The following is a 24,315-nucleotide window of genomic DNA, read 5'->3' as shown; positions in this document are numbered from 1 at the left end:
GAACGGAGAAGCGCGGCTCACCGGGCCGCGACTAGCCTGACCAGCACCGCAGACCGTTCAGCGACAGATGGAGACCCGATGAGCACGGACACGCACGCAGCGGACGCCCACGATCTGATCCGTGTGCACGGCGCGCGCGTGAACAACCTCAAGGACATCAGCGTCGAGATCCCCAAGCGCCGGCTGACGGTGTTCACCGGCGTTTCGGGCTCGGGCAAGAGCTCGCTGGTGTTCAGCACGATCGCCGCCGAGTCGCAGCGACTGATCAACGAGACCTACAGCACCTTCGTCCAGGGCTTCATGCCGACGCTGGCCCGGCCCGAGGTCGACGTGCTCGACGGGCTGACGACCGCGATCATCGTCGACCAGCAGCGGCTGGGCGCCGACCCCCGCTCCACGGTCGGCACCGCCACCGACGCCAACGCGATGCTGCGCATCCTGTTCAGCCGGCGCGGGCAGCCGTACCTCGGCTCACCCCAGGCGTTCTCCTTCAACGTCGCCTCGATCAGCGGAGCGGGCGCGGTCACCCTGGAGCGCGGCGGCCAGACCGTGAAGGAGCGCCGCGAGTTCAGCATCACCGGCGGCATGTGCCTGCGCTGCGAAGGCCGGGGCAAGGTCACCGACCTCGACCTCACCCAGCTGTACGACGACTCCAAGTCGATCGCCGAGGGCGCGTTCACCATCCCCGGCTGGAAGTCCGACAGCTTCTGGACGGTACGGGTCTACGCCGAGTCGGGCTTCGTCGACCCGAACAAGCCGATCCGCGAGTTCACCGAGAAGGAACTGGCCGACTTCCTGCACAAGGAGCAGGTCAAGGTGAAGATCGACGGCGTCAACCTCACCTACGAGGGGCTGATCCCGAAGATCCAGCGGTCGTTCCTCGCCAAGGACCGGGAGGCGATGCAGCCGCACATCCGGGCGTTCGTGGACCGGGCGGTCACCTTCACCACCTGCCCCGAGTGCGACGGCACCCGGCTCAGCGAGGGGGCCCGCTCGTCCCGGATCGGCGGGATCAGCATCGCCGACGCCTGCGCGATGCAGATCAGCGACCTGGCCGCATGGGTCCGCGGCCTCGACGAGCCGTCGGTCGCGCCGCTGCTCGCCACACTGCTGCGCACCCTGGACTCGTTCGTGGAGATCGGGCTGGGCTACCTCGCGCTCGACCGGCCGGCGGGCTCCCTGTCGGGCGGCGAGGCGCAGCGCGTCAAGATGATCCGCCACCTCGGCTCCTCGCTCACCGACACCACCTACGTCTTCGACGAGCCCACCATCGGCCTGCACCCGCACGACATCCAGCGGATGAACGGCCTGCTGCGGCGCCTGCGGGACAAGGGCAACACGGTGCTCGTCGTCGAGCACAAGCCGGAGATGATCGCGATCGCCGACCACGTCGTCGACCTCGGCCCCGGCGCCGGCACGGCGGGCGGCACCGTCTGCTTCGAGGGCACCGTCGAGGGGCTGCGGGCCAGCGGCACCCGCACCGGCCGCCACCTCGACGACCGCGCCACCCTCAAGGAGACGGTACGGACGCCCAAGGGCGCGCTGGAGATCCGCGGCGCGACCACCAACAACCTCCAGAACGTCGACGTCGACATCCCGCTCGGGGTGCTCTGCGTGATCACCGGCGTCGCCGGCTCCGGCAAGAGCTCGCTCGTGCACGGGTCGATCCCCGCCGGAGCGGACGTGGTGTCGATCGGCCAGGGCGCGATCCGCGGCTCCAGGCGGAGCAACCCGGCGACGTACACCGGACTGCTCGACCCGATCCGCAAGGCGTTCGCCAAGGCCAACGGCGTGAAGCCGGCGCTGTTCAGCGCCAACTCCGAGGGCGCCTGCCCCGCGTGCAACGGCGCCGGCGTCATCTACACCGACCTGGCCATGATGGCGGGCGTCGCCACCACCTGCGAGGAGTGCGAGGGGAAGCGGTTCCAGGCGGCGGTCCTGGACCACCGCCTCGGCGGCCGCGACATCAGCGAGGTGCTCGCGATGCCGGTGACCGAGGCCAGGGAGTTCTTCGCCGCCGGCGAGGCCCGTACGCCGGCCGCGCACGCCATCCTGGACCGGCTCGCCGACGTCGGGCTCGGCTACCTCAGCCTCGGCCAGCCGCTCACCACGCTGTCCGGCGGCGAGCGGCAGCGGCTCAAGCTGGCCACCCACATGGCCGAGAAGGGCGGCGTCTATGTCCTCGACGAGCCGACCACCGGCCTCCACCTGGCCGACGTGGCGCAGCTCCTCGCCCTGCTCGACCGGCTGGTCGACGCCGGCAAGTCGGTCATCGTCATCGAGCACCACCAGGCGGTCATGGCGCACGCCGACTGGATCATCGACCTCGGCCCCGGCGCCGGCCACGACGGCGGCCACGTCGTCTTCGAGGGCACCCCCGCCGACCTCATCGCCGCCCCGTCCACCCTCACCGGCGAACACCTGGCCGCCTACGTCACCCCCTGACGCCTGCATACTGCTGCGATGAACGATTACCCTGAGTTCTTCGTCAGGGGGCGGGCCGCGCTCCTCGCCGGAGCGACCACCCACGAGCGGCCGCTGGTCGAGGACGCGATGCGGTGGGGAGCCGCCGCGGTCATGCGGCCCGGTGGTCCCGTTCTCGCGGAGTTGACGGACCTGGCCAAGTCCGTGGGCGGGACCGCCGGAGCCGGCCACTGGGTGCACGGGCCGGAGTCGCTGCACTTCACGCTGCGGTCGCTGGACCGATACCGGAAGGTGATTCCGGACGATGATCCGCGCCGGCTGGCCTACGCGGCTTCCTTGGCCGAGGCGGTCGCCGGGCTGCCTCCGGTCCGGATCGAGGTGCGCGGGGTCAGCCCGCACTCCGGCGGGGTGCTCGCCTTCGGTCACCCGGTCGATGACACCCTGACCACCCTGCAACGGCGGTTCGCGCGATCCTTGCGTACGCGCGGCGCGGCGGAATTCGAGTCCTGGGTGCGCGACCGCTGGTACGTGAGTCTGGTGCACTTCGGCACCCCGGTGACCGATCCCGAACCGATCGTGGCCTGGTGCGACGAGCATGCCGACGTCCCCATCGGCCTCGCGGAGATCAACGCCGTCGAGATCGTCGAGGCCGTCCCCGCCGGTGTCGGCATCCGCCTGAACACGCTGGAGCGATCCGCCCTCGCCGGATAGCGGCTTTCAACGTACTTCCGCTGGTGTCCGTCGCCCGGCGGACGGCGATCCACCGATCGGTGGATCGCCAGGTCCCGTCCACTGGTCGATGCCGGAAAGTGCTGGTCATAGCAGGCTGAGAAGCCACAGCACCGCGCCGGAAGGACGGACATGCCACCAGTGATCGAGGTACGCGACCTCCACAAACGCTATGCGGACAAGGTCGCCGTCGACGACGTCTCACTCACTGTCCAGGAGGGTGAGATCTTCGGCATCCTCGGCCCGAACGGCGCCGGCAAGACGACGACCGTGGAGTGCGTCGAGGGCCTGCGCACGCCGGATCGCGGTGAGATCAGGGTGCTCGGGCTCGACCCCCTCCGGGACCGCGCCGAGCTGACCCGGCGGCTCGGCGTCCAGTTGCAGGCCGGCCACCTCCCCGAGCGGCTCCAGGTCGCCGAGGCCCTGGAGCTCTACAGCTCCTTCTACCCCCAGCCCGCCGACTGGCGCGCGCTGCTGGACGGCCTCGGCCTGGCTGACAAGGCGAAGACCAGGTACGCCAAGCTGTCCGGCGGCCAGAAACAACGGCTCTCGATCGCGCTGGCGCTGGTCGGCAGCCCCCGGGTGGCGATCCTCGACGAGCTCACCACCGGTCTCGACCCGCAGGCCCGGCGCGACACCTGGGACCTGATCGAGGGCGTACGCGCCCGCGGGGTGACGATCGTGCTGGTCACTCACTTCATGGAGGAGGCCGAGCGGCTGTGCGACCGGCTCGCGCTGATCGACGCCGGCCGCGTCGTCATGGTGGACACCCCGGCCGGGCTGACCGAGCGGGCGCGCATCGAGCAGCGGATCCAGTTCCGCCCGTCCAGAGCGATGGACGACCACCTGCTGACGAGCCTGCCCGACGTCTCCGGCGTCACCCACCAGGGCGAACTGGTCATCGTCCACGGCAACGACAACGCGCTCAACGCCGTCACCACCGTCCTGGCCCGCAACCAGATCGTGGCCGAACGACTGCGCGTCGAGCAGGCCAGCCTGGAGGACGCGTTCGTCCAGCTGACCGGCAAGCGCCTCGACCCCGGCCCCCGGTAACACCTCACACGGAGAGGACCTCATAGCCATGTCAGCCCTGCGTACCACCGCACTCCCCGTCACCCCCGAGCGAGGTTCCGCGACGTGGCGGCTCATCAAGGCCGAGAGCACGTTATGCGTCCGCGACAAGGTCGGCCCGCTGTGGGGCATCGGCTTCCCGCTGCTCCTGTTGATCATCCTCGGCCTCGTCCCCGACCTTCGGGAGCCCGTGGAGGCCGGCGGCAGCCTGACGTACTTCGACCTCTACGTCCCTGTCCTGATCCTGTTCAATCTGGCCATCCTGGCCACCACCTCCCTGCCGACCACGCTCGCGGGATACCGGGAGAACGGCGTGCTGCGGCGCATGCGAACCACACCGGTCGGCCCGGCCCGCGTGCTCACCGCCCAACTCGTGGCCAACTTCGCCATCGCGGTCGTCGCGATGGTCCTGTTCCTCGCGGTGGCCGGGTTCGGCTTCGGCGTCGACCTGCCGAAGCACCTTCTCGGTTTCGCCCTCGCCTGGCTGCTCGCGACGGCCGCGCTGCTCGCGCTCGGCCTGCTCGTCACCGCGCTCGCGCCGGGACGCGCGGCGGCCACGGCGATCGGCACCGTGCTGTTCTTCCCGCTGATGTTCTTCGCCGGACTCTGGGTGCCGATCTCGCAGATGCCGCCGCTGCTGCGGGACATCGCCCACTACACCCCGCTCGGCGCGGGCATGGGGGCGTTCCAGGACGCGTACCTGGGTCACTTTCCGTCCGCCGTGCCGCTGTCGACCCTGGCGGCCTATGCGGTGGTGTGCACGTTCGTCGCGGTCCGCTGGTTCCGCTGGGAATAGCCGCCGAGAATAGAATCCGGGAGGGAGAGGGAGTCTTGAGCAGGAAGATCTCGCACCGGCCGCCGTTCGTTCTGGTCAACGTGGTGCCGTACACACTGCTGGTCCTCCCCGTCTCGATCCTGACGGTCGTGGACGGCTGGACGGGCGGCTCCCTGCTCATCGACCTCGGTCTGTGCGGGCTGGCGGCCGCGTGGATGCTCGGTATGTTCACCCTGCGTCCCGGCTGGTGGGACCGGCCAGGGATCATGGGGGTGTTCGTCGCGGGATTACTCGTGATCACCGCGGTCCTGGTGGTCCGTCAGCCCGCTTTCGGACTCTTCACCCCTGCCGCCTACATCTACTCCTTCACGGTCCTGCGCTGGCCGTGGCGGCTGCTGGGCGTGACCGCCACAGCGGTCCTGGCCGGTACGGCGCAGTCGTCCGGCATTCCCAAGACGGACGCGTTCGGCCTGACCATGTACGCGATCATCGTCGCCTTCAACATCGCGATGATGTGCGCCTGCGCCTGGGTCCTGCGGCTCGCCGAGAAGGAGGAGGAGCGGCGCGAGCAGGCCCTCGGCGAGCTGAGCCGGACCAACCGGCTGCTGGAGGCGTCACTCGCCGAGAACGCCGGCCTGCACGCCCAGTTGCTCGCCCAGGCCCGGGAGGCGGGTGTGCTCGACGAGCGCCAGCGGATGGCCCGCGAGATCCACGACACCCTGGCGCAGGGGCTCACCGGCATCATCGCGCAACTCCAGGCGGCCGAGCAGATGCACGAGGTGCCGGCACCGTGGCGCCGGCCCTTCGACGCCGTCAAGAACCTGGCCAGGGAGAGCCTGACCGAGGCGCGGCGCTCGGTCGACGCGCTCCGGCCGGAGCCGCTGCGGACCGCGCGCCTGAGCGACGCGCTCGCCGACGTCGCCGACCGGTGGTCGAAGCTGCACGGCCTGCCCGTCCAGGTCACGACCACCGGCACGGCCCGGCCGATGACGCCCGAGGCCGAGTTCGCGCTGCTGCGCACGGCGCAGGAGGCGCTGGCCAACGTGGCCAGACACGCGGGCGCGAGCAGGGTCGGGGTGACACTGTCCTATCTGGAGCAGGAGGTGGCACTGGACGTGCGCGACGACGGCAAGGGCTTCGACCTTGCCCGCCTTGAGGCCGGCGGGTTCGGCCTGACGATCATGCGGCAGCGCGTGGAAGAGCTGTCCGGCAGCCTGCGGGTCGAGTCCGAGCCCGGCGCCGGCGCCGGCATCTCGGCCTGCGTCCCTTGTCCGCTGATCGGGAGCGGCGCATGACCGGCGCCCCGATCCGGCTGCTGATCGCCGACGACCACCCTGTCGTCCGGGACGGGCTGAGCAGCATGTTCGCCTCCGCGCCCGGATTCGAGGTGCTGGGCTCGGCCGCGGACGGCGCCGCCGTGGTGCTCCTGGCCCAGGAACTACGGCCCGACGTGATCCTGATGGACCTGCGCATGCCGGGCATGGACGGGCTGGCCGCGATCACCGAGCTGGCCCGGCTCGGCGTCACCGCGCGCGTGCTGGTGCTGACGACCTACGACTCCGACACCGACGTCCTGCCGGCGATCGAGGCGGGCGCCACCGGCTACCTCCTCAAGGACTCCCCCCGGGAGGAGTTGCTGCGGGGTGCGCGGGCCGCGGCCAGGGGTGAGAGCGTGCTGGCCCCCTCGGTGGCGGCCCGGTTGCTGACTCGGATGCGGGCACCCGCGCCGCAGTTGCTCAGCGCCCGCGAGCTGGAGGTCCTCGAACTCGTCGCGGCCGGCAACACCAACCGCGAGGCGGCCGTCCGGCTGTTCATCACGGAGGCCACCGTCAAGTCCCACCTGCTGAACATCTACACCAAGCTCGGGGTGAACGACCGCGCCGCCGCCGTCACCGAGGCGTTCAACCGCAGGCTGCTCGTTCCGCGAAGCCCGGACGGCCCGTGACCCGCGGCCGCCCCCTGGTACAAGGCGTGACGTGCGTCGGCGGGCGGCCCCCGTACGGAGGCCGCCCGCACGCGCCGGCTACCTCGCCAGCCGGTCCTCGATCCACTTGACGAGCGGCAGCGAGATCGAGCTGTGCTCGCTGTTGTCGGTGTCGAAGGCGAACTCGTCCAGCGCGAACCGCCCGGAGGTCAGTGCCGACAGGTCGGTGTCCAGCTCATCGGTCCAGTTCGGCCCCTCCAGCGCCACCGCGCTCGCCGACGGGACGAAACTCCCCACCTTGTACGCGTCCTCGATCGGCGCGCCGAGAGCCGCCGCGATCCGGCCGTAGGTGTCCAGGGTGCCGCCGGGAGCGCCGTCGAACGCCGGGACCTCGGTGGTGAGGCTGCGCTGCAGCACCTCGCCGAGTGACATCTCCCCGGCCGGTTGCTTCGTGCCCCGGTCCGGCTGGATGCGGGGAGCGGCGCTCGCCACGTCCGGCCACGCCCAGTCGAAGGCCACCTGTCCGGGCGGCAGCGGCCGGCCGGTCCCGTCCCCGGTTCCGTTGGCCACCCCCAGCTTGACCGGGCGTGCCGGGAAGTCGCCGAGAGCGTGCAGTTCGTCCAGGAACTCCTGACGCAGCTGGTTGGCGGCCACCGGGCCGGAGTAGGCGGCGTCCGGCACCCAGCCCCACAGCAGCTGCTGGGCGGCCGGGCTGCGCAGCAGTTCGGACTGCTTGATGCCGCCCTCCGGAGGCTGGATCACCTCGTCGAAGAAGTAGGCGAGCTGCTGGAGGACCAGCGGCGTCCACGCGCCGTTGTGCGGGGTGTCGTACGACAGGTAGGTGTCGGTCTCGTGGTCGGTGCGCTGGTTCTCCAGCCTGGCCAGCGCGTACCGCGTGATCATGCCGCCCATGCTGACGCCGCCGACGATCAGCTTGGCGTTGCCCCGCCGCTCGGCGATGGCCCGCAGGATGGCGGCGGCCGCCACGCCCGCGTTCGCCTGGATGTGGGTGTGGCGGGCGTCGAAGCCCAGCAGGATCACGTCCAGGCCCTGGGCGTTCAGCTGGTCCAGGAAGCCGTCGGTCTCACCGGCGTACGGCTTGTTGAAGTGGTCCCACAGCGCGGGCAGGTCGCTGGGCCCGTAGTTGAAGCCGTCCGCGAAGATGAACGGCCGGGTGATCTCGGTGTTGCCGCCGCCCAGATAGACGGCGGCCCTGCCGGTCGCGAAGCGGCCCTGGTACGGCTGGTCGGCGGTCAGTTTCCACTCGTGGTCCGGATGCCGGGCCGGCTGGCCGGACGGCTGCAGCCGCATCCCGAACCACGGCTGCTTCGGCAGCTGGGCGGACAGCTCCGCCTTCCGCTCCGCGGTGAGCGCCTGACCGGCCTTCTGCGCGGGGCGTTCTACGTCGATCCTGGGTTCCTGGGGCATGGCACAGCCTCCGATGTCTCACTGTGTGTGTCTTCGCTATGACACTAAGTGATTGGCCGTGGAGAACCCGGGATGACCGCGGCACGGCTTTCGAGGTGTCCTGACGGCCGGGCAGGACGCCCGCGCCCCGGCCCGCGGGCGACACGAAATGTGACCATTCCCGCCCGGATCGCGTCTGATCGGATGTGACGATCACAAGAACGCGGAGGGCATCATCATCGAGGAGCTGTACCGCGAGCACTGGGCGCTCGTGTGCGGGTTCCTGTTGCGCCGCACCCGCGACCCCCACCTTGCCGAGGACCTGGCCCAGGAGACGTTCGTCAAGGCGACCAGGGCGCTGCTCGGCTGGCGCGGCGAGAACGCGGCCGCGTGGCTGCTCACCATCGCCCGTAACGTCCTGGTCGACCACGTCCGGCGCCACCGCCACGAACTGGCCCTGCCCGACCCCGACGAACTCGGCGTGCCCGCGCTGCACGTCGAGTCGCTGGTCGTGCACGACGTCCTGGATCGGCTGTCCGAGCAGCATCGCAGGCTGCTCACCCTGGTCTACTTCGAGGGCTTCTCGCTGGTCGAGGTGGCCGCGATGACCGGTAAGAAGCACGCCACGATCAAGACGGCCGTGTGGCGGGCCAGAGCCGCCTTCGCCGATGTCTACGGAGTTCCTCATGACTGACGATGATCTGCTGCCCATGCCCGACTTCGACCCCAGGACGACCCGCCGGGCCGTCCGGCGGGGTCTCGCCCGCACCGCGATGACGGTGCTGGCGGCCCTGGTCGTCCTCGCCCTGGCGGCGACGGTCGGCTCCAGCCAGATCCAGCGGCGCGGCGACCGGGAACAGCGCATGACGGACATCCTGGGCACCGCCTTCAAGATCTACAACCCCGGCTACGACGTCGAGGTCCGAGAGTGGGGTAACACCACGCCGCTGTCGATGTCGTTCACCGTGGCCGTCAGGCCGGTGCGGGCCGTCGGGGGCTTCGTCGGTGGTTACGAAAGCGGTGAGCATGTCATCACCCAGGACTTCTTCGGCCGCGTGAGCAGGTTGCCGCTAGGCAACTACGCCGGCACCACCCTGAGCAGGGCGCTGGTCAACGTGGGTACGGGCAACCAGCCCAAGCAGGACAGCCGCAAAGTCCTGGCCAGACTCCCGGAGGAGCTCAACGCGTTGGCGGTGGTCGAGTTCGCCAAGCCGCTCACCACCGAGGAGTTGGTCGACTACACCGCCAGACACAAGTCATCCGCCGAGAAGGTGGTCTACGAGCGGCGCCCCAGGTCGATCCCCATCACGTGGGGAGGGATGACGTGGGACCGAGCCCCGATGCCGGAAACTGATGCCGGAGAGGACCATATGATCGAGCCGGATGAGGCGATCAAGCTGGACCTCGCGAGCTTCCGCCACTGGGTGAGCATCCTCAGGGACCACGACGACGGCAACCTGCGCGACTTCGACCTGAGCCTGGCCCGGTTGCGCAAAGCCGCGAACGACGGCCTGGCCTACGCCTACGTGGACTCGTTGGTCACGATCGGGAAACTGCGGAAGATCATCGAGGATCCGCTGGTCCAGACGGTCCGCGTAGCGGATGTCACCTACGACCTCGAACGGCCCTAGAGAGCTCGTGCGAGCCGGCCGAGTCCTGTTGAGGCCGTCGCCATGAAGCGCTCCCACGCAGTCGACGATCATCCGCTACCCTGACCCGGCTGATCATCTTGGGAGAAGGTGCCGAATGCAGGCAGCGCCATCTCCGGTGGCGGCGGCGCTGCGCCTCGGTCGGCACCGTGCTCGCGTTCGGGCTCGTCACCGTGCTCCTCCTGCCGGGCCTCGACCCATGCACCGGGCAGGAGCGTACGGTCGTGCTGCCTTGGCTTTTGATCGTCTGTTATCCGGTGGCCGCAGGAGCGCTGTACCTGGCGGCTCGGTCACCCCTGCCGCGGAGGCCCGACGGAATCATCCTGTGGGTGGGCGCCGTCGGCGCGGCGGCGTGGGCGGCGATGTTCCACCGTTGCGCGATCACCTACAGCATGCGCGTATCCGGCATCGTCTACATACGGATCCCGGAGACCTCCTTGGACGGCCTCGCCGAGTGGTCCGGTGAGGCCGACATGATCGGCTTGCCGGTCATCCTCGTCGCATTGGCCGCGGCCGCTTCTCCCCCAAGGGGACGACTGGCCAGCACAGCGGCCGCGGCGGCCCTTCTCCTCTTCCCGCTGCTCGACGTCGCGACGTACAGCAGCGACTTCTTGCCTTTCGTCGATTCGGTACGGTGGCCGCTGCTCGTCGCGGCCGTTCTCGTCGTATCGGCCGTTCGGCGCCCTCGGGTGCGGATCTCCTGGGCCGGGAGCGTCCACCTGGCACGCAGCGTGATCAGTGAGCGGTCGAAAAACATGAGTCCCGGACGGACAAGGGATCTCGCCGTCGCCGTCGTGATCGTGGCCGCCGGCATCTGGCTGATCGTCTCGTCCCTCACGCCGACGCGGTAGAAGCGCAACGACGCAGCACCTGCATGGCGTCCTTCTCGATGCGTGACAGATCGTGCAGGATGACGCCAGCCTGCTCAAGGTACACCGCGTCGCCGCTCTCCCCGGCCTTCGCGATCAGGGTGGCCACGTCCGTCCACAGGACGGCGGCCTCGGCGTACAGCCGGTGGCCGGCGCGCAGGTCGCCGTCGTCGATCAACTGGGCGCACTCGCCGAGGAAGTCGCGGTAAAGGGCGCGGAACAGGGCGCCGCCGGTGCCGCCCTTCTCCATGAGAAGGGCGGCCTGCGGCAGGTCCCGCTGCGGCTCGGCGGCGCGGAGCAGCCAGCCGGGCACCCGCTTGCCGGCCTTCTCGATGCCGCGGTGGCCCAGGTTCGCGATGGGCGGGGTGAGGAAGGCGTCGGCGCAGTGCTTGATGGCGGGGATGATCCGGTCCTGCCAGGAGAGCGGGCGAGCCGGCAGGGCGATGGTGAAGGATCGGTTTCTGGCGGTCATCGGGCCGCGCTCGGCCCGCGCCAGGGCGAGGCCGGCCCGGCCGGTGCGCACCGCGCTGCCCTGCTGGTCGGTGTCCACCAGGTAGACGTCCTGCTCGTCGTAGCCGTACATGGCGACGACATGACCGCCGAAGTGCACCTTGGACCGGAAATAGTCCAGGTGGTAGCAGTCGAGCTGGAGGCCGACCGGCCGGCCGGCGTCGATGGGAGCGGCCACGTTCGCCCACGCCTTGCGCGGTGAGGTGGTCTCCTCGACCGTCAACGTCAGGCCCAGCCTGGCGGCCAGGTTCCTGGTGAGGTCGAAGGGCTTGACGCGGCCGCCGAGGAAGGGGAACGCCATGCTCTTGCTGTCCCAGTAGACGAAGGACAGGCCCGAGCCCAGCCCGAACAGCATGGGCTCGGACAGATCCAGGCCCTCATGCCGCAGCAGCACCCCCAGCGCCGTCGTCTCACAGTGCCGCAGGCCCCGGGCCTCGATGTCCTGCACGATGGTCATGCGTCGCTCTCCTCATGCCGGCCGAATGACTGGAAGCAGCATGCGGCCTCCCACAGGGGGAGAGTACAGCCGGAAAAGTGACAGAACGTGTTCGATTAGTGTCAGATACGATCTGACATCCGGGCGGTCGGGTCACACCGCGTACGCCGGTATCGGCCACCGCTTCATCCGGTACGGCAGCGTGACGACGAAGTCGCCGAGCCGCAGCAGCAGGCGTTCGTTCAGCAGGGCTTCCGCCGCCGCGGCCTCGTCAGCGGACAGCAGCCGCAGGGACGTCGGTTCGAGGCAGCGGACGAAGACGTCCACCACTGAAGGATCGTCGAGCAGGAGGGTGACCGGTTCCTCCCGAAGGTCCTTGACCTGGATGAACCCGGGCCCCTGACGGTAGTAGCACAGGCCGATCCGAAAGCGCCGTCTCCACCGATCCGCGTCATCGCCCGTGCCCGAAGGAGGGGGGAGATGGCACACCATCTCCCAGTTCAGGGACGCCGGCAGCTCGTGGCTCCAGGCGGGGACGACGCCCTCCGCCAGGTGGTCCCGCAGGCGGCGGACGAACGAGAGCGTGTCCTCCGGCCGCTCGCCGAGCGCGCCCACGAGGTCGTCGGCATGGTCGGCGCGGTCGGCTTTGTCGGGGGTGAGGGTCACACCGTCACCTCGTCCCGATGCTGAGCGCCCTCGACCAGCTTCGTCGGCGTCGCGACCGTCGCCAGCGCCACCCATCCGTCGCCGTCCACGAACGCGAGGCCGCTCTCGCTGAGCTCTCCCAGCCACTCTCCGACGCTGGCGGCCGTCCACGACATGTCGCGCCCCGCCAACCGGGCGCACAGCCCGGGTACGGTCCGCCGCCGGGACAGCCCTCGATAGGCCTCGGCCCGCCATCCCGTCAGCCGGTGCTCGGTACGCGGCCAACCGGCGCGCCGGTCGTCGATGACGATCTCGTCGCCCCTGTCGTCCATGACCAGGAAGGAGCCGGGGTAGTCGCGCCGCCACCGGTCGAGCGCCGCGCACAGGGCGTCGACCACGTCGCCGGTGATGCCGCCGTCGTCGCAGTCGAAGTAGTAGACGAGGTCTTCCAGCTCGGCGTCGGGCAGGTCGTACACGTACCGGCTGAAATGGGCCGGCTCGCGGCGTGCGAAGCCCAGCTCGGGGCGGTCGAAGTTCGGGCTGAAGCGCTCCAGGAGGATGCGGCTCTCACCCTGCGGGGGCTGCAGATGCACCAGCTTCGGCAACTGGTCGATGATGCCCCAGTAGTCCTCCGGCCTCTCACCGGGGAAGCCGTAGAGGTAGTTCCAGTCGACGGTCATGTGCAGGTCCTCGCAGTCGCGCAGGACCCTGACGTTGGTCGCCCCGTCCACCCCCTTGTCCATGATCTTCAGCACCCGGCTGTTCAAGCTCTCGATGCCCGGCTGGACCAGGACGATTCCGCCCGCGCGCAGTGCGGCCAGCTGGTCGGCGCGCATGTTCGATTTGATCTCGTAGTGGATACGGAGGTCCCAGTCGGCGGCGGCCAGCCGCGGTAACAAGGTCTTGAGGTAGGTCATGTCGAAGATGTTGTCGACCATGGCGACGTCGAGGATCTGATAACGCTCGACCAGCGTGCGCAGCTCCGTCCAGAACTGGTCGGCCGGCTTGCTGCGGAACGCCATCAGCGAGCCGTTGAGGCCGCAGAAGGTGCAATGGTGCTTCTCGCCCCACCAGCAGCCTCTGGAGCTTTCGATGACGAGCTCCGGCGAGACGTACTCCCGGAGCGGCGAGCTCTCCAGCACGTCCCGCCAGCCGTCGAAGTCAGGAATCGGGATCTTCCCCGGGGGCACGCTGCGCGTCGGCTGGGGGTTGGCCCTCGACCGCTCGCCGTCCCACCAGCACACGCCGGGCACGTCGGAGACGCCCTCACCGGAGCCGATCCGGTCGAGCAGCGCCGGGAAGACCTCCTCTCCTTCGCCGCGCACGACGAAGTCGACGTACCGGTGGTTGCGGTGCAGCGCGTGGCCCATCGGACCGTCGCAGTTGGCTCCGCCGAAGACCACCCGCAGACCGGGGCGCCGTTCCTTCAGCCGGCGAGCGAGCGCGAGACTCGGCACGTTCTGCATGAACGTCGAGGTGAACCCGACCACGTCCGGCTCGGCCGCGAGCACCTCCGTGACCGCGGACTCGATGAAGCCGGTCGTCAGCTCCCGCATCCTCATGACCGTCGCGGTCTCGAACCCGTAGCTCTTCGCGATCTCACGCAGCTCGTCGGCCCTCCACCGCAGGTCGTCGTAGAGGGAGCCGGAGAAGATGAGGTCGCCCAGCCCTTGGAAGACCCCGTTGTCGGAGACCTTCGTGTAGTCCGCGGGCAGCAGCTCACCGTCGGTGAGCATGTACTCGGCCCAGCGGATGCCCCCGTGGTACTCCACAACCTCGATCCCGGGGCACTGCTCTTCCACCAGCCTGTGCAGCAGGCCCACCGGCAGCGAGGGACGGTGAATCGCCTGCCAGGGCATCGCCGCGAGAACAAGCCTCATGAATCCGTTCCTTCCCGATGGATTGCGCCCGGCCTCACGGGCGCAATCCACCCACCCTCGGGGTTTAGGTGTTCTCGCTGCCGCGAGAAACGACTTCGGAAGCTTCCTCGGTCTCTCGCTTGACCTTGCCGGCCTGAATGCGCGTCGCCCGATCCGGCCAATGGGACTCGGGTTGCCGAATGCGAGTCTTCTTGATGGTGCTGACAGCCATTTTTCACACCTCCTCAGCGGACTGTACGTTCAGTCCCGGCTGAATCTCTGCACGAAAAACTGCCAATATCAGCCGGAAAACTGCCGCTGCGACGCGCTGAAAAGCCCTGCTGGTACGGCGGCGGCTCTAGGCGTGACCATTCCCCCGCCCGGATCGCGCCTGCTCTGTTGCTCTGTTTCGAGGGTTACTCACTGGTCGAGGTGGCCGGCAAGGCCCGCAGTTCCCCGCGGCGGTCGGTGAGCTGTTCACTGGGGCCAGTTCGCGATGATCTCAGGCTTGATGACGTCGACGTGGCACTGGAACGCCTTGCGCTGGCCTGTGTGGAAGAGGCAGACCTTGACGTCCACCCGGTTGATCTCCCCGTCCGAGGTGAGCCGGAAGGACTTCTTGGCCGAGCAGGTCGAGCTGGGCCGGCTCCAGCCGGTGCCGCCGCCCGTGTAGTGGAAGCGGGCCCGGACGTAGGCGCAGTGGCCGCGGTGCTTGTCCCGGTCGTAGAGCTTGCCGCTCACGGCGAAGGTCTCGGCGCTGAAGCCGGTGATCCAGACGTCCGCCTTGGCGTACCCGGAGTGTCCCGCCGACGACTGCACAGGACCCCAGTGAATACGAGCGGCCGCCTCCGCCTGAGCCGGAACACCCGCGCCGATCACGAAGGCCAGAACCGCGCCGATGACATGTTGCTTTCCCATGGCCGGAACGGTACGAAAGGCGACTTGGAGAAATCTTGCATCCGGCTGCCACCCCCAGGAGAGCCGGGTTCCAGGCCCGGCTGTCCGGTCCGGCTCAGAGCAAGGTCTCCGGGCGAAGAACCTCGCCGCGCAAGATCCGATGGATCTCGCCGGCATCGGCGTTGTGGTTCGTCTGGCGCCGAATTTCCTTCCGAACGGCGTCGACCACCACGTCAGTCAGCAGCACCTGCGCCAAGGATTTCGGCGACGTCGCGGCCCGGGCCCGCCACAGGTCGTCGATCAGGCGGCGCTTGAACGCCTCCTTGGTCAGGTAGAAGAGCGCGTCCGTCTTGGCCGCCAAGGTCGTGTCGTGCCAACGAAGGGGACACGCGACTTCTTGTCACCGATTTCCTCTGCGCAAGGCTCGGGTACGCGTTGAGGGGCTCCGCTTAGCGCCGTATCGCCGTTCGCACGCGCTTCCTGGCATCGGTTTCCCATTTCGGAGCCGTTCTCGCTACCGCCGCCTTCTTCGCGGCCACCTCCTTGGACACCTCAGCCTGGCCCTTGCCGAAGATACAAAAATGATTTCTAAGCCAACGCAAAGTCGATGGCGAAGTTGTCGCGGAACAGGCCGGTCGGGTCCCACTGGCGTTTGAGGTCCCGGAGCCGTCGCAGATGTGCGGGCGGAAAAGCGCGCGCCAGGGCGTCCGGGCCGGTATCGGTCTCGAAACTGAGGTACGTGCCCTCGAACAGCGGAAGGAGGCGCCGCCAGCTCTCCTCGTACCCAGGCGAACCGCCCCCGAGGGCCGCGATCAGGAAATTGGCGTCGCGCCAGGCATAGGCGGTGGCGTCCGCGGCGGTGGCGGCGACGGCACCCCCGGCGGAGCGGATGCTGAGGATGAACCTGCTGTTCGTCGCCAGCAGGTCGGCGATCGCCTCAGCGGTCTCGCCGGTGAGGTGCCGCACGAGCCCGGCGTGCGAGACGGGCTCGCCGCGGCCGTGCTGCGCCTCATCTCCCGGGCCGAGGGTGAGCAGCGCGCTGTACGGCATGAGCTGGACCGACTGGTCGACGAGCGGGGCCAGGTCCGCGAGCGGGGTGAGGCGCTCGACGATCGTGTCGGCGTCCTCGGAGTCGACCACGACGAGCGCCTGCACGGCGGCGGGGCGACCGGGACGGGTGGGCCCGATCATCAGGGTGCCGGTGACGCTGGGGTGGGCGTTCTCGATCGCGGTACCCCAGCCGCGCAGGAACGCCGCGACATCGTCGGGCGCGAACACCAGCATCGCGAAGCCGACCTGGGCTCCGACGGGGTGGGCGTCGATCTCGAAGGACACCGCGACGCCGAAGTTCGCGCCGGCACCGCGCATGGCCCAGAACAGGTCGGGATTCTCGTCGTCGCTCGCGTGGACGAGGTCGCCGGAGGCCGTGACGACGTCGACCGAGCGCACGTGGTCGATGGTCAGGCCGTGTTCACGGACGAACCAGCCGATGCCGCCCGTGGTCGCCAGCCCGCCCACGCCGACGCCACCGTGATCGCCGGAGGTGATCGCGAGGCCGTACGGGGCGAGTTTGCGGGCGACGTCGCCCCAGCGGGCGCCCGCGCCGATCCGGACGCGGTGGCCGTCCAGGACCGTGACGTCGTCGAGCGCGTCCAGGGCGATCACGATGCCGCCGTCGTTGAGCGAGCGCCCGGACAGACCGTGCCCGCCGCTGAAGAGGCCCAGCGGTACATCGCGGTGTCGGGCGGCGTACCGGACGGCGTCCTGCACCTCGGCCGGGGTCCGTGGACGCAACACCAGGCCCGGATCGCCGCCGCGGAAGTAACCGGCGGTGTAGCGGGCGTGTCCGCGGTCGCCCGGGGTGAGCGCCCGAGCGGCGAGGGCCGCGGGCACCGGGTCGCCCCCGAACGCGACGGCCCTACCGGCCACGTGCCCTGAGCGGGCCTCGGCGACGCGCTCGCGGATCTCAGCGGCGGTGGTCCGGGCGAAGCGACGCAGTTCGGCCGGGTCGTCGCTGGCCACGACGAACACGCTCACCCCGTCCTCGACGGCGATCCGCGCGAGGTCTTCGGCCGTATCGCCGGGGGTGACGTTCAGCAGGCGGGTGATCTCGCGCGGATCGCGGCCCGCCTGTGCGGCCGCCTGGTCGATGATGCGGTTCCCGCGCGCCAGGTCGCCGGGCTTGAGCCAGGGCAGGCTGGGCAGCCACCCGTCGGCCTTCCTGCCGATGAGGCGCTGCATCCGCGGCTTGTACGTGCCCAGCCAGATCGGGACCTCGTGTGCGGGTGAAGGCCCTCGCTCCGCCGGACCGACCTGGTAGAACCGGCCGTCCAAGCGCAGCGGGCCGGGGTCGTCACCGGCCCAGAACCCGCGGATGACGTCGAGCGCCTCGTCGAGCGCGCTCACCGATTCCGCGGCGGTTCGTCGCGGGCCGCCCATCCCCGCGATGGCATCCCAGAATCCTCCCGTCCCGAGTCCGAGCACGGCCCGGCCGCCGCTGAGCAGGTCCAGGCTCGCCACGGACCGGGCGAGCACGGCGGGCGGGCGCAGCGGCAGGTTCAACACGTTGCCGGAGACGTGGATCCGGGAGGTACGGGCGGCCACCCAGGTGAGCAGGGTCCAGGTGTCCAGGAACCCCGCCTGGTACGGATGATCCTGGAACGTGACCACGTCCAGTCCCGCGTCCTCGCTCAGCACAGCCAGGTCGACCACGCGCTGCGGCCTGGCGTTGACAGGAGTGATGAAGCTGCCGAACCGCAGCTCGTGACCATAAGCAGGCATGGCTCCATGCTGTCCATGTCCCCCCGCAACCACAAACCGACCGTAACCTACTTACTGAAAGTAAGCTCAGTGACCTGATCGTCGTTTCAGGGTGTGCCGAACCAGCCGGAGAGTGCTTCGCGCAGCGCGGGCGCTGCGCTGTCGGTGGGTTCGTCGATGGTCACGGCCCAGGCGATGTGGGCGTCCGGGCGGATGAGCAGGGCGTCGGCCGGCCGATCAGCCGTTTTGACGGTGTGGATATCGACGCGAGGCTGCCAGTCTCGGGCGGCCTGCCGCAGGTCTGGGCGGTCGGCGAGGTCGAGGAGGACGGGCCGTGCGGCGTGCATGAGCTCCGCGACGCTGGTCATGCCTTGGTCGGTGTGCAAGGTGAGGTCGGGGGCGAAGGCGCCGGCCAGCGGGTGGTGGGAGCCGGGCATCGGGTAGCGGATGTCGGCGCCGGCGACCAGGGCTCCCATGCGGCGCAGCGGCTGTTCGTCGGTGAGTAGTTCCTGGAAGACGTCCCGCAGCGCCTCGGCCGCCGCATCGTGCCCGCGCCGCAATGCCACCTGGGCTCGGGTGTGCAGCATGGTGCGGGCGCCGGCGAGGTGGCGTTCGCCGTGGTAGGTGTCCAGCAGGCCGTCCGGCGCCCGGCCGTGGACGTCGGCGGCCAGTTTCCAGGCCAGGTTGACCGCGTCCAGCATGCCGGCGTTGAGTGCCACACCGGTGGCGGGGAACAGGTGCGCCGCATCACCGGCCAGCAGGATTCGCCCGTGGCGGTAGCGCTCGGCCTGGCGGGCCTTGAAAGTGAACCGCGACAGCCGGATCGCCTCTCCCACCGGCAACCGCACGCCGAGCACGCGGCGGAGGCTGTCCTGGAGTTCGGTCACGGTCATCGGCGTGTCGTCGTCGTACTCGGTGCTCTCGTCTTCGATGGTGTACAGAGAGACGACCTTGGAAGCGGGCGACGCGGCGACTCCGAAGAGGCCACGCTCCGTCCGGGTGAAACCCGCGCGGATCGTGCCGAAGCCGGGGACATCAAGATCACCGTTGCTGCGTATGGCCACGGTTTCGGGCAGGGTGACCTGGGCCAGCCGGTTGATCTCCGGGTAGGTGGTGCCGGGAAAGCCGATGCCGGCCCAGTCACGGACCCGGCTGCGCGCGCCGTCGCACCCCACGAGGAAGCGGGCGCTCATCCGGTACGGCCCGTCCGGGCCGAGCACGTCCAGAGTCACCGCGGCGTCGTCCTGGCTCACCCCGACCACCTGGTGTCCGCGGCGGATGTCGGCGCCGAGTTCGCCGGCGCGTTCGTCGAGCAGCCGCTCAAGCCGGGCTTGCGGAAGCGGCAGGGCGTGCAGCGGGGGATCCGCCAGCCGGGTGAGGTCCAGATGCACGCCGCCGAACGGGAACCGGGGAGCAGGGACAGGGTCGGTGCAAGCGGCTTCGAAGCGTTTCAGCAGGCCTCGGTAGCGCAACAGCTCAAGGATCTGGCCGCCGAGACCACCGGCCTTGGGGGTGTCGCGGCGCTGCGGCCAGCGCTCCAGCACCAGCGGCCGCACCCCGGCCAGCCGCAGTTCGGCGGCCAGCATCAGGCCGGCTGGGCCGGCGCCCACAATGATCACATCGGCGTCCGTCATCGGTCGCTCCTCTCGCAGGTTCTCGTCGCGTCCACGTGCGGCCCGGCCGCCGACATCGTCTCCGCAGGTTCTGGCAAGGCCGGGTTGGGTGTCGGATGAGGAATGACCGATGCGCATAGGGACGTCCTCCTGATGGATATCAGCGCGGCCGAGTGAACGGTCGCCACCGGAGCCGGTGGTGTTGACGCCGGTCAAAGCGGTGAACCGGCGGGTACGGCGTGTTCGGCGGCGCGGCTGACCTGCTCCCAGGCGGCCCAGGTCCCCATGCGCCGCCGGGAGATGTCGAAGGCCAGGTCGTACACCATGCTGCCGAGCAGCAGCCGTAGCGGCGGGTCTTCGCTGTCGACCAGCTTCAGCAGCGCCTCGGCGGCCAGGCGCGGCTCACTGTCGATCGAACCCTCGGCCCACTGCTTTTCCAGCTCGGCGCGCAACGGGTCGTACTCCGCCGACGGCGACGTGGTCGTCATGCTGGTGTACAGGTCGGTCCAGTAGCCGCCGGGCTGGAGGATGCTGAGCTTGACCCCGAACGACGCGGCCTCCATCGCCAGGGCCTCGCTCATGCCTTCCAGCGCGAACTTGCTCGCGCTGTACATCCCGGTGCTCGGGAAGCCGCCCAGGGCGGCGATGCTGGAGACCTGCACGATGTGACCGGCCGCCTGGGCACGCAGGTGCGGCAGGACGGCCTGGCAGACCCACATCGCCCCGAAGAAGTTGACCTCCAGCTGGGCGCGCGCCTCGGCCTCGGTGAACTCCTCGACCATGCCCGAGGACATGGTGCCGGCGTTGTTCACCACGATGTCGAGCCGGCCGAAGTGCTCGGCGGCGGTGTTCACGGCGGCGAACACCGCGTCGCGGTCGGTCACGTCCAGGGGAAGGACGAGGAGTCGATCTCCGTACCGGTCGTCGAAGTCCTGTCGCGTGACGGTCCGGGCGGCGGCGGCCACGTGATCGCCGCGCTCCAGCGCGGCGAGAGCGAACGCGCGGCCCAGGCCGCGGCTGGCTCCTGTGATGAACCAGGTACGGGAAGGGGCGGTATCCAGGGTGCGCATATGCCGAGCTCCGATCGATTGCGTTCGTACGAGACGATCCGTCTCGTCTCGAATAATCGCGACAGTACCGGACCCCCTTTGCCACGTCAAGACGGGCCGTCTCGTCTCGTTCGTTTGTTAGGTTGGCGGCATGACGACGCAGCGCAAGCCTCCCGCCGACACGACCCGCCGGAACGAGGCCTCCCGGCGGGCCATCCTCACCGCGGCCTTCGAGCTGGTGCAGGAGGTGGGATACGCCAAGCTGAGCATCGAGGGCATCGCAGCCCGGGCCGGCGTCGGCAAGCAGACGATCTACCGCTGGTGGCCCTCGAAGGGGGCGGTGCTCTTCGATGCCTTCCTCATGCTCAGCGAGCAGCCGGACAGCGGAGAAGCCGGCCTGCCCGACACCGGTGATCTGGAGGCAGACCTGAAGACGGTGCTCCGAGCCACGATCGAAGAACTCAACGATCCGCGCTACGACGAGCCGATGCGCGCCCTGAACACGGAGATCACGCACGATCCGGCGCTTGCCGCTCTCTACGCGGAACGACTGGACGCCCCGATGAAAGAGCTGAAGAAACAACGACTGCGCAGCGCCCAGCGGGCCGGGCAGTTGGCCGCGGATCTCGATCTCGACGTGGCCGTCGACCTGCTGTGGGGACCACTGCTCAACCGGTGGCTGCAGCGCAGCGGACCGCTCACCCCCGACTATGCCGACAGCATCGTCGAGACCGCTCTCAACGGCCTGCGCCCGCGCCGCTGAGGCGGTTCGTTCAAGGGGACTTCTCCGGCTTTCCTGCCCTTCGTGCTTTCCGGGCGAGATAGGCGCAGTGGCCGAGCCCGGCGAGCCCACCGAGCGTCCCGTTCAGCGCTACCCCCAGCAGAAGCCAATGCGGCCAGGCCGTGACCGGAGTGTCGTCCTCACTCAGCCAAAACGTCAGCGCGAGGGTGATGAGCCCGGCGCCCAGCAGGCCGCCGCTCACTGCCGCGTACCGCCGCCGGGACAGCACCTGTCCGACGTGAACGAGCAGCACGGGCCAGACGAGGATCGCGACGTAATTCAGCGCACCGCCGACGAAGTAGCCCACGAGCTGGAGGAGAGACGCCGACGAGAAGCCTTGGTACGTCCAGTCGAACATCTTGCTGAGCCACGAACCGGTCGCCCAGACGAGCGTCAACGCGGTGGCGATGACGAGGAACGCACTGACCGTCCAGGGGGCGTCTCGGCCGCCGGCGGAAGGCGTGTCGCTCATGTTGGGTGCCGCTCCTCGTTGGCGACCTCCAGGCTAACCGCCACTCGCCGGCGGTGATCACCTCCGTGAACGTCTTCCTCGATCAGACGTCGTCATCGCCTGTCAGCCTGGCGGAGCATCGCGTCCGTCTCGGGGTCGGGCATGAGTTCCCGGACCTCCTGCGCACAGCGGCAAGCGACGGCGGTCTTGGCGGCCCACGCCAGCGCCTCTTCGCGTGAGGCCACCTCGACGACCGTGAACCCGCCGATGACCTCCTTGGTCTCCGGGTAAGGGCCGTCGGTGACCATCCCGTCCGTGGCCACGATGCTCGCCCGCTGCCTCTCCAGCCCGGCGCCGAACACCCACACCCCGGCGTCCACGGCCTCCTGAACCACCGCGTGCGCGGCCTTGCCCACGTCCTCCCAGTCCTCGTCGGGGATGTGGTCCATCGCACCGTCCTTGAACGAGATCAAGTACCGAGCCATCATGACCCCCTTTTGTCCCGGCGCCCTCCTACGAACACCTCTCGCCTGTTATACGAACGACTCCCCCCGAATTCGACGCGAAGCCAAAGATTTTTCGCGAAAGTCCCGCCGCCAGGCTGCGATCGTGATCAGCCGAGAAGGGGAACACCTGGGGTGACCGACCCGACGACCTGCCGGCGGCGCTCGCTGTAGCGCGCAGCCGACTGGCCCAAGCGCCTACCCTCATCCCGATCTACGGACACCGGTATCTACCCGCCGGCATTGGTACGCATGGACATCCGGTGCTGTCGGTCTACCAGACCGACCGCGACCGGTGACACGTGCTCCCAATCGTTCTACTTCGGGTCGAGTACGCGCGTCATCCAGATCGTGTCGCCGTGTTCGGCGTCCTCGGTGATGCGGTCGCTTCGGTGGAAACCGAGCTTCTCGAGGACACGGAACGAGGGTGCGTTCCACTCCCGCACGGTCGCCCAGAGTCGTCGACGTCCTGTTCGAGTCGCGGCTTCGATGACCGCACGGGCGGCTTCTGTCGCGTAACCCTGGCCGTGAGCTCGTTGTGCCAGCTCGTACGCGATCTCAGGCTCGTCGAGAGATCCCTGGCCGACGGTCAATCCGCAGTACCCGATGAACTCACCGGTGTCCCGCAGTTCGATCGGCAGCAACCCGAGCCCCGGATCCGCCGCCAGCGGATTGTTGAGGAGCCAGCCGCGGATGTCCTCGACCGTCGGACGCCCCTCGGCGTCGATCTGCCGTACCGACGGCACTCGTGGATCCCGCTCAAGCCACAACCCGCGGTACTCCTCGGCATCCGACGGCACCCACCGCCGCAACCGCAGCCGCTCGGTCACCAACTCCGCCGGTAGATCCTCACAAGTCCCCACCCGGCCAACCTAACCCGATGCCGGCCAAAACCGGAAAACGACTCACACCGCGGTCATCGACCCGTCACATGCTGATCTCGATGAAGCGTTCCGTAACCCGGTTCATACCGGAGTAGGGAAAAATCGCTCTTGAGAAGCGATACGGAACGCGGTCACGCAGACCTATCAATGGAGCCGAGAGGCAAGCAGGAGCGCCGGTGTCGGACATGACAGAGGCTCGGATCGCGGCCGCCGCGCGGATCAACACCACGGTGGCACATCCTGCCCGGGTGTACGACTATCTGCTGGGTGGCAAGGACAACTTCGCGGCCGACCGCGAGATGGCCGAGAAACTGATCGAGCTGTCTCCCGGCACACGTGAGGGCGTCCGTGCCCACCGTGCCTTCCTCCGCCGAGCGGTGCGCTACCTCGCCGAAGTGGGTGTCTCGCAGTTCCTCGACATCGGCACCGGCATCCCTACCCAGGGCAACACCCACGAGATCGCGCAGGAGGTCAACCCCGAGACGCGGGTGGTCTACGTGGACAACGACCCGATCGTCCTGGTCCACGGCCGGGCCCTGCTGAACGGCAGCCCAACCGGAATGACCACGGTGATCGAGGCCGACCTCCGGCAGCCCAAGATGATCTTGTCTCATCCCGAGGTCCGGACCGTGATCGACTTCACGCGTCCGGTGGCTGTCATCCTGGCGGGCGTCCTGCACTTCGTCACCGACCAGGAGGATCCGTACGCAACGGTGGAGCACATCAAGAGCGCCGTGCCTGCGGGTAGCCACCTGCTGCTGTCGCACATCACCCTCGACTTCGCGTCCCAGGTGCGCGAGGAGGACTTCACCAAGCCGTACGACAAGAGCAGCGCGCCCATGGCCCCCCGCACGCACGCCGAGGTGCTGCGGTTCTTCCAGGGCTGGCGCGTGGTCGATCCGGGCGTCGTCGAGGTGGTGAAGTGGCGGCCGGACGAGAGCGAGCGCCGGGAACACATTCCGGGCGGCGGTCATGCCTGGGCCTACGGCGGGGTCGCGATCAAGCCCTGACAGAGGTGGCACGCTGTTCGCCGAGGCGTAAGCAAGATCAAGCCTTGTCGCCCGGTGATCCCCTGGCAG

The 24,315-nt window shown here is 69.2% G+C and carries 24 protein-coding genes; 11 read left to right on the top strand and 13 right to left on the bottom strand.

The annotated features are described in order from the left end of the window. Positions 1 to 78 precede the first annotated feature (78 nt). The 6 genes from OHA68_RS14965 to OHA68_RS14940 all read left to right on the top strand — a co-directional run bounded on the left by OHA68_RS14965 (position 79) and on the right by OHA68_RS14940 (position 6,944). Complete coding sequence (locus tag OHA68_RS14965) at positions 79 to 2,445, top strand: excinuclease ABC subunit UvrA (RefSeq protein WP_327108178.1); 2,367 nt, start codon at positions 79 to 81, stop codon at positions 2,443 to 2,445. Positions 2,446 to 2,463: 18 nt separating this feature from the next. Then, positions 2,464 to 3,135, top strand: coding sequence for a 2'-5' RNA ligase family protein (locus tag OHA68_RS14960; protein ID WP_327108177.1), 672 nt, complete (start codon positions 2,464 to 2,466; stop codon positions 3,133 to 3,135). Positions 3,136 to 3,285: 150 nt separating this feature from the next. Further along, positions 3,286 to 4,206 (top strand): ABC transporter ATP-binding protein, encoded by a 921-nt coding sequence (locus OHA68_RS14955; protein ID WP_327108175.1) that lies wholly within the window; start codon positions 3,286 to 3,288, stop codon positions 4,204 to 4,206. A gap of 28 nt (positions 4,207 to 4,234) precedes the next feature. Continuing rightward, the gene (locus tag OHA68_RS14950; RefSeq protein ID WP_327108174.1) at positions 4,235 to 5,020 is read left to right on the top strand and encodes an ABC transporter permease; all 786 of its coding nucleotides are present in this window, start codon (positions 4,235 to 4,237) and stop codon (positions 5,018 to 5,020) included. Positions 5,021 to 5,055: 35 nt separating this feature from the next. Further along, the gene (locus OHA68_RS14945) at positions 5,056 to 6,294 is read left to right on the top strand and encodes a sensor histidine kinase (protein ID WP_327108173.1); all 1,239 of its coding nucleotides are present in this window, start codon (positions 5,056 to 5,058) and stop codon (positions 6,292 to 6,294) included. Beyond that, positions 6,291 to 6,944 carry a response regulator transcription factor gene (locus OHA68_RS14940; protein ID WP_327108172.1) on the top strand — a complete coding sequence of 218 codons (654 nt, stop codon included), beginning with the start codon at positions 6,291 to 6,293 and terminating at the stop codon, positions 6,942 to 6,944. Before OHA68_RS14945 ends, OHA68_RS14940 begins: the two co-directional genes overlap by 4 nt. 78 nt (positions 6,945 to 7,022) lie before the next feature. On the opposite strand, the gene OHA68_RS14935 is transcribed toward OHA68_RS14940, so the two are convergent. After that, positions 7,023 to 8,351: a hypothetical protein gene (locus OHA68_RS14935; protein ID WP_189142765.1), complete on the bottom strand. Its 1,329-nt coding sequence runs from the start codon at positions 8,349 to 8,351 to the stop codon at positions 7,023 to 7,025. Positions 8,352 to 8,526: 175 nt separating this feature from the next. Here OHA68_RS14935 and OHA68_RS14930 point away from each other — a divergent pair, with 175 nt between their 5' ends. The 3 genes from OHA68_RS14930 (at position 8,527) to OHA68_RS14920 (ending at position 10,830) form a co-directional block, all read left to right on the top strand. Beyond that, entirely contained in the window at positions 8,527 to 9,024 is a 498-nt protein-coding gene (locus OHA68_RS14930) for an RNA polymerase sigma factor (RefSeq protein ID WP_327109510.1), read from the top strand. Then, on the top strand, positions 9,017 to 9,961 hold the full coding sequence (locus tag OHA68_RS14925; protein ID WP_327108171.1) for a hypothetical protein: 945 nt from the start codon (positions 9,017 to 9,019) through the stop codon (positions 9,959 to 9,961). Before OHA68_RS14930 ends, OHA68_RS14925 begins: the two co-directional genes overlap by 8 nt. A gap of 167 nt (positions 9,962 to 10,128) precedes the next feature. Next, complete coding sequence (locus tag OHA68_RS14920; protein WP_327108170.1) at positions 10,129 to 10,830, top strand: hypothetical protein; 702 nt, start codon at positions 10,129 to 10,131, stop codon at positions 10,828 to 10,830. Here the strand turns inward: OHA68_RS14920 and OHA68_RS14915 are convergent. The 9 genes from OHA68_RS14915 to OHA68_RS14875 form a co-directional block, all read right to left on the bottom strand. Beyond that, entirely contained in the window at positions 10,814 to 11,815 is a 1,002-nt protein-coding gene (locus OHA68_RS14915) for a BtrH N-terminal domain-containing protein (RefSeq protein ID WP_327108169.1), read from the bottom strand. The genes OHA68_RS14920 and OHA68_RS14915 overlap by 17 nt on opposite strands. A 132-nt stretch (positions 11,816 to 11,947) precedes the next feature. Beyond that, entirely contained in the window at positions 11,948 to 12,460 is a 513-nt protein-coding gene (locus OHA68_RS14910; protein ID WP_327108168.1) for a DUF5825 family protein, read from the bottom strand. After that, entirely contained in the window at positions 12,457 to 14,319 is a 1,863-nt protein-coding gene (locus OHA68_RS14905; protein ID WP_327108167.1) for a RiPP maturation radical SAM C-methyltransferase, read from the bottom strand. Before OHA68_RS14905 ends, OHA68_RS14910 begins: the two co-directional genes overlap by 4 nt. 64 nt (positions 14,320 to 14,383) lie before the next feature. After that, positions 14,384 to 14,530 carry a hypothetical protein gene (locus tag OHA68_RS14900; protein WP_327108166.1) on the bottom strand — a complete coding sequence of 49 codons (147 nt, stop codon included), beginning with the start codon at positions 14,528 to 14,530 and terminating at the stop codon, positions 14,384 to 14,386. Positions 14,531 to 14,775: 245 nt separating this feature from the next. Then, positions 14,776 to 15,216, bottom strand: a complete 441-nt coding sequence (locus OHA68_RS14895) for a hypothetical protein (RefSeq protein ID WP_327108165.1) — start codon at positions 15,214 to 15,216, stop codon at positions 14,776 to 14,778. Positions 15,217 to 15,310: 94 nt separating this feature from the next. Beyond that, a complete protein-coding gene (locus OHA68_RS14890) occupies positions 15,311 to 15,556 on the bottom strand; it encodes a hypothetical protein (RefSeq protein ID WP_327108164.1) in 246 nt (81 codons plus the stop codon). A gap of 227 nt (positions 15,557 to 15,783) precedes the next feature. Continuing rightward, positions 15,784 to 17,976 (bottom strand): LLM class flavin-dependent oxidoreductase, encoded by a 2,193-nt coding sequence (locus OHA68_RS14885; RefSeq protein ID WP_327108163.1) that lies wholly within the window; start codon positions 17,974 to 17,976, stop codon positions 15,784 to 15,786. Positions 17,977 to 18,062: 86 nt separating this feature from the next. Then, entirely contained in the window at positions 18,063 to 19,589 is a 1,527-nt protein-coding gene (locus tag OHA68_RS14880) for an FAD-dependent monooxygenase (protein WP_327108162.1), read from the bottom strand. A gap of 191 nt (positions 19,590 to 19,780) precedes the next feature. Further along, the gene (locus OHA68_RS14875) at positions 19,781 to 20,638 is read right to left on the bottom strand and encodes an SDR family oxidoreductase (RefSeq protein WP_327108161.1); all 858 of its coding nucleotides are present in this window, start codon (positions 20,636 to 20,638) and stop codon (positions 19,781 to 19,783) included. Between the two features lie 130 nt (positions 20,639 to 20,768). On the opposite strand from OHA68_RS14875, the gene OHA68_RS14870 reads away from it, so the two are divergent. After that, positions 20,769 to 21,380 (top strand): TetR/AcrR family transcriptional regulator, encoded by a 612-nt coding sequence (locus OHA68_RS14870; RefSeq protein ID WP_327108160.1) that lies wholly within the window; start codon positions 20,769 to 20,771, stop codon positions 21,378 to 21,380. Positions 21,381 to 21,390: 10 nt separating this feature from the next. Here the strand turns inward: OHA68_RS14870 and OHA68_RS14865 are convergent, their stop codons facing one another. The 3 genes from OHA68_RS14865 to OHA68_RS14855 form a co-directional block, all read right to left on the bottom strand. Then, a complete protein-coding gene (locus OHA68_RS14865; RefSeq protein WP_327108159.1) occupies positions 21,391 to 21,870 on the bottom strand; it encodes a hypothetical protein in 480 nt (159 codons plus the stop codon). 92 nt (positions 21,871 to 21,962) lie between these two features. Beyond that, entirely contained in the window at positions 21,963 to 22,298 is a 336-nt protein-coding gene (locus OHA68_RS14860) for a YciI family protein (protein WP_327108158.1), read from the bottom strand. A 371-nt stretch (positions 22,299 to 22,669) separates the two neighbouring features. Beyond that, positions 22,670 to 23,182 (bottom strand): GNAT family N-acetyltransferase, encoded by a 513-nt coding sequence (locus OHA68_RS14855; RefSeq protein WP_327108157.1) that lies wholly within the window; start codon positions 23,180 to 23,182, stop codon positions 22,670 to 22,672. Between the two features lie 239 nt (positions 23,183 to 23,421). Here OHA68_RS14855 and OHA68_RS14850 point away from each other — a divergent pair, with 239 nt between their 5' ends. After that, positions 23,422 to 24,246, top strand: a complete 825-nt coding sequence (locus tag OHA68_RS14850; protein WP_327109509.1) for an SAM-dependent methyltransferase — start codon at positions 23,422 to 23,424, stop codon at positions 24,244 to 24,246. Positions 24,247 to 24,315: the final 69 nt, after the last annotated feature.

The sequence above is a fragment of the Nonomuraea glycinis genome, from assembly GCF_035920485.1.
In the GTDB taxonomy this organism is placed as follows: Bacteria; Actinomycetota; Actinomycetes; order Streptosporangiales; family Streptosporangiaceae; genus Nonomuraea; species Nonomuraea glycinis.
The sequence above is the reverse complement of the archived record's forward strand: the minus strand, read 5'-3'. Positions and strand labels throughout refer to the sequence as shown.

Coding starts and splice junctions, on each gene's coding strand:
- OHA68_RS14870 (WP_327108160.1), top strand. CDS start 20,769: ATGACGACGCAGCGCAAGCCTCCCGCCGACACGACCCGCCGGAACGAG.
- OHA68_RS14860 (WP_327108158.1), bottom strand. CDS start 22,298: ATGGACCACATCCCCGACGAGGACTGGGAGGACGTGGGCAAGGCCGCG.
- OHA68_RS14905 (WP_327108167.1), bottom strand. CDS start 14,319: ATGAGGCTTGTTCTCGCGGCGATGCCCTGGCAGGCGATTCACCGTCCC.
- OHA68_RS14965 (WP_327108178.1), top strand. CDS start 79: ATGAGCACGGACACGCACGCAGCGGACGCCCACGATCTGATCCGTGTG.
- OHA68_RS14915 (WP_327108169.1), bottom strand. CDS start 11,815: ATGACCATCGTGCAGGACATCGAGGCCCGGGGCCTGCGGCACTGTGAG.
- OHA68_RS14935 (WP_189142765.1), bottom strand. CDS start 8,351: ATGCCCCAGGAACCCAGGATCGACGTAGAACGCCCCGCGCAGAAGGCC.
- OHA68_RS14875 (WP_327108161.1), bottom strand. CDS start 20,638: ATGCGCACCCTGGATACCGCCCCTTCCCGTACCTGGTTCATCACAGGA.
- OHA68_RS14850 (WP_327109509.1), top strand. CDS start 23,422: ATGACAGAGGCTCGGATCGCGGCCGCCGCGCGGATCAACACCACGGTG.
- OHA68_RS14925 (WP_327108171.1), top strand. CDS start 9,017: ATGACTGACGATGATCTGCTGCCCATGCCCGACTTCGACCCCAGGACG.
- OHA68_RS14880 (WP_327108162.1), bottom strand. CDS start 19,589: ATGACGGACGCCGATGTGATCATTGTGGGCGCCGGCCCAGCCGGCCTG.
- OHA68_RS14960 (WP_327108177.1), top strand. CDS start 2,464: ATGAACGATTACCCTGAGTTCTTCGTCAGGGGGCGGGCCGCGCTCCTC.
- OHA68_RS14895 (WP_327108165.1), bottom strand. CDS start 15,216: ATGGGAAAGCAACATGTCATCGGCGCGGTTCTGGCCTTCGTGATCGGC.
- OHA68_RS14900 (WP_327108166.1), bottom strand. CDS start 14,530: ATGGCTGTCAGCACCATCAAGAAGACTCGCATTCGGCAACCCGAGTCC.
- OHA68_RS14940 (WP_327108172.1), top strand. CDS start 6,291: ATGACCGGCGCCCCGATCCGGCTGCTGATCGCCGACGACCACCCTGTC.
- OHA68_RS14865 (WP_327108159.1), bottom strand. CDS start 21,870: ATGAGCGACACGCCTTCCGCCGGCGGCCGAGACGCCCCCTGGACGGTC.
- OHA68_RS14955 (WP_327108175.1), top strand. CDS start 3,286: ATGCCACCAGTGATCGAGGTACGCGACCTCCACAAACGCTATGCGGAC.
- OHA68_RS14885 (WP_327108163.1), bottom strand. CDS start 17,976: ATGCCTGCTTATGGTCACGAGCTGCGGTTCGGCAGCTTCATCACTCCT.
- OHA68_RS14950 (WP_327108174.1), top strand. CDS start 4,235: ATGTCAGCCCTGCGTACCACCGCACTCCCCGTCACCCCCGAGCGAGGT.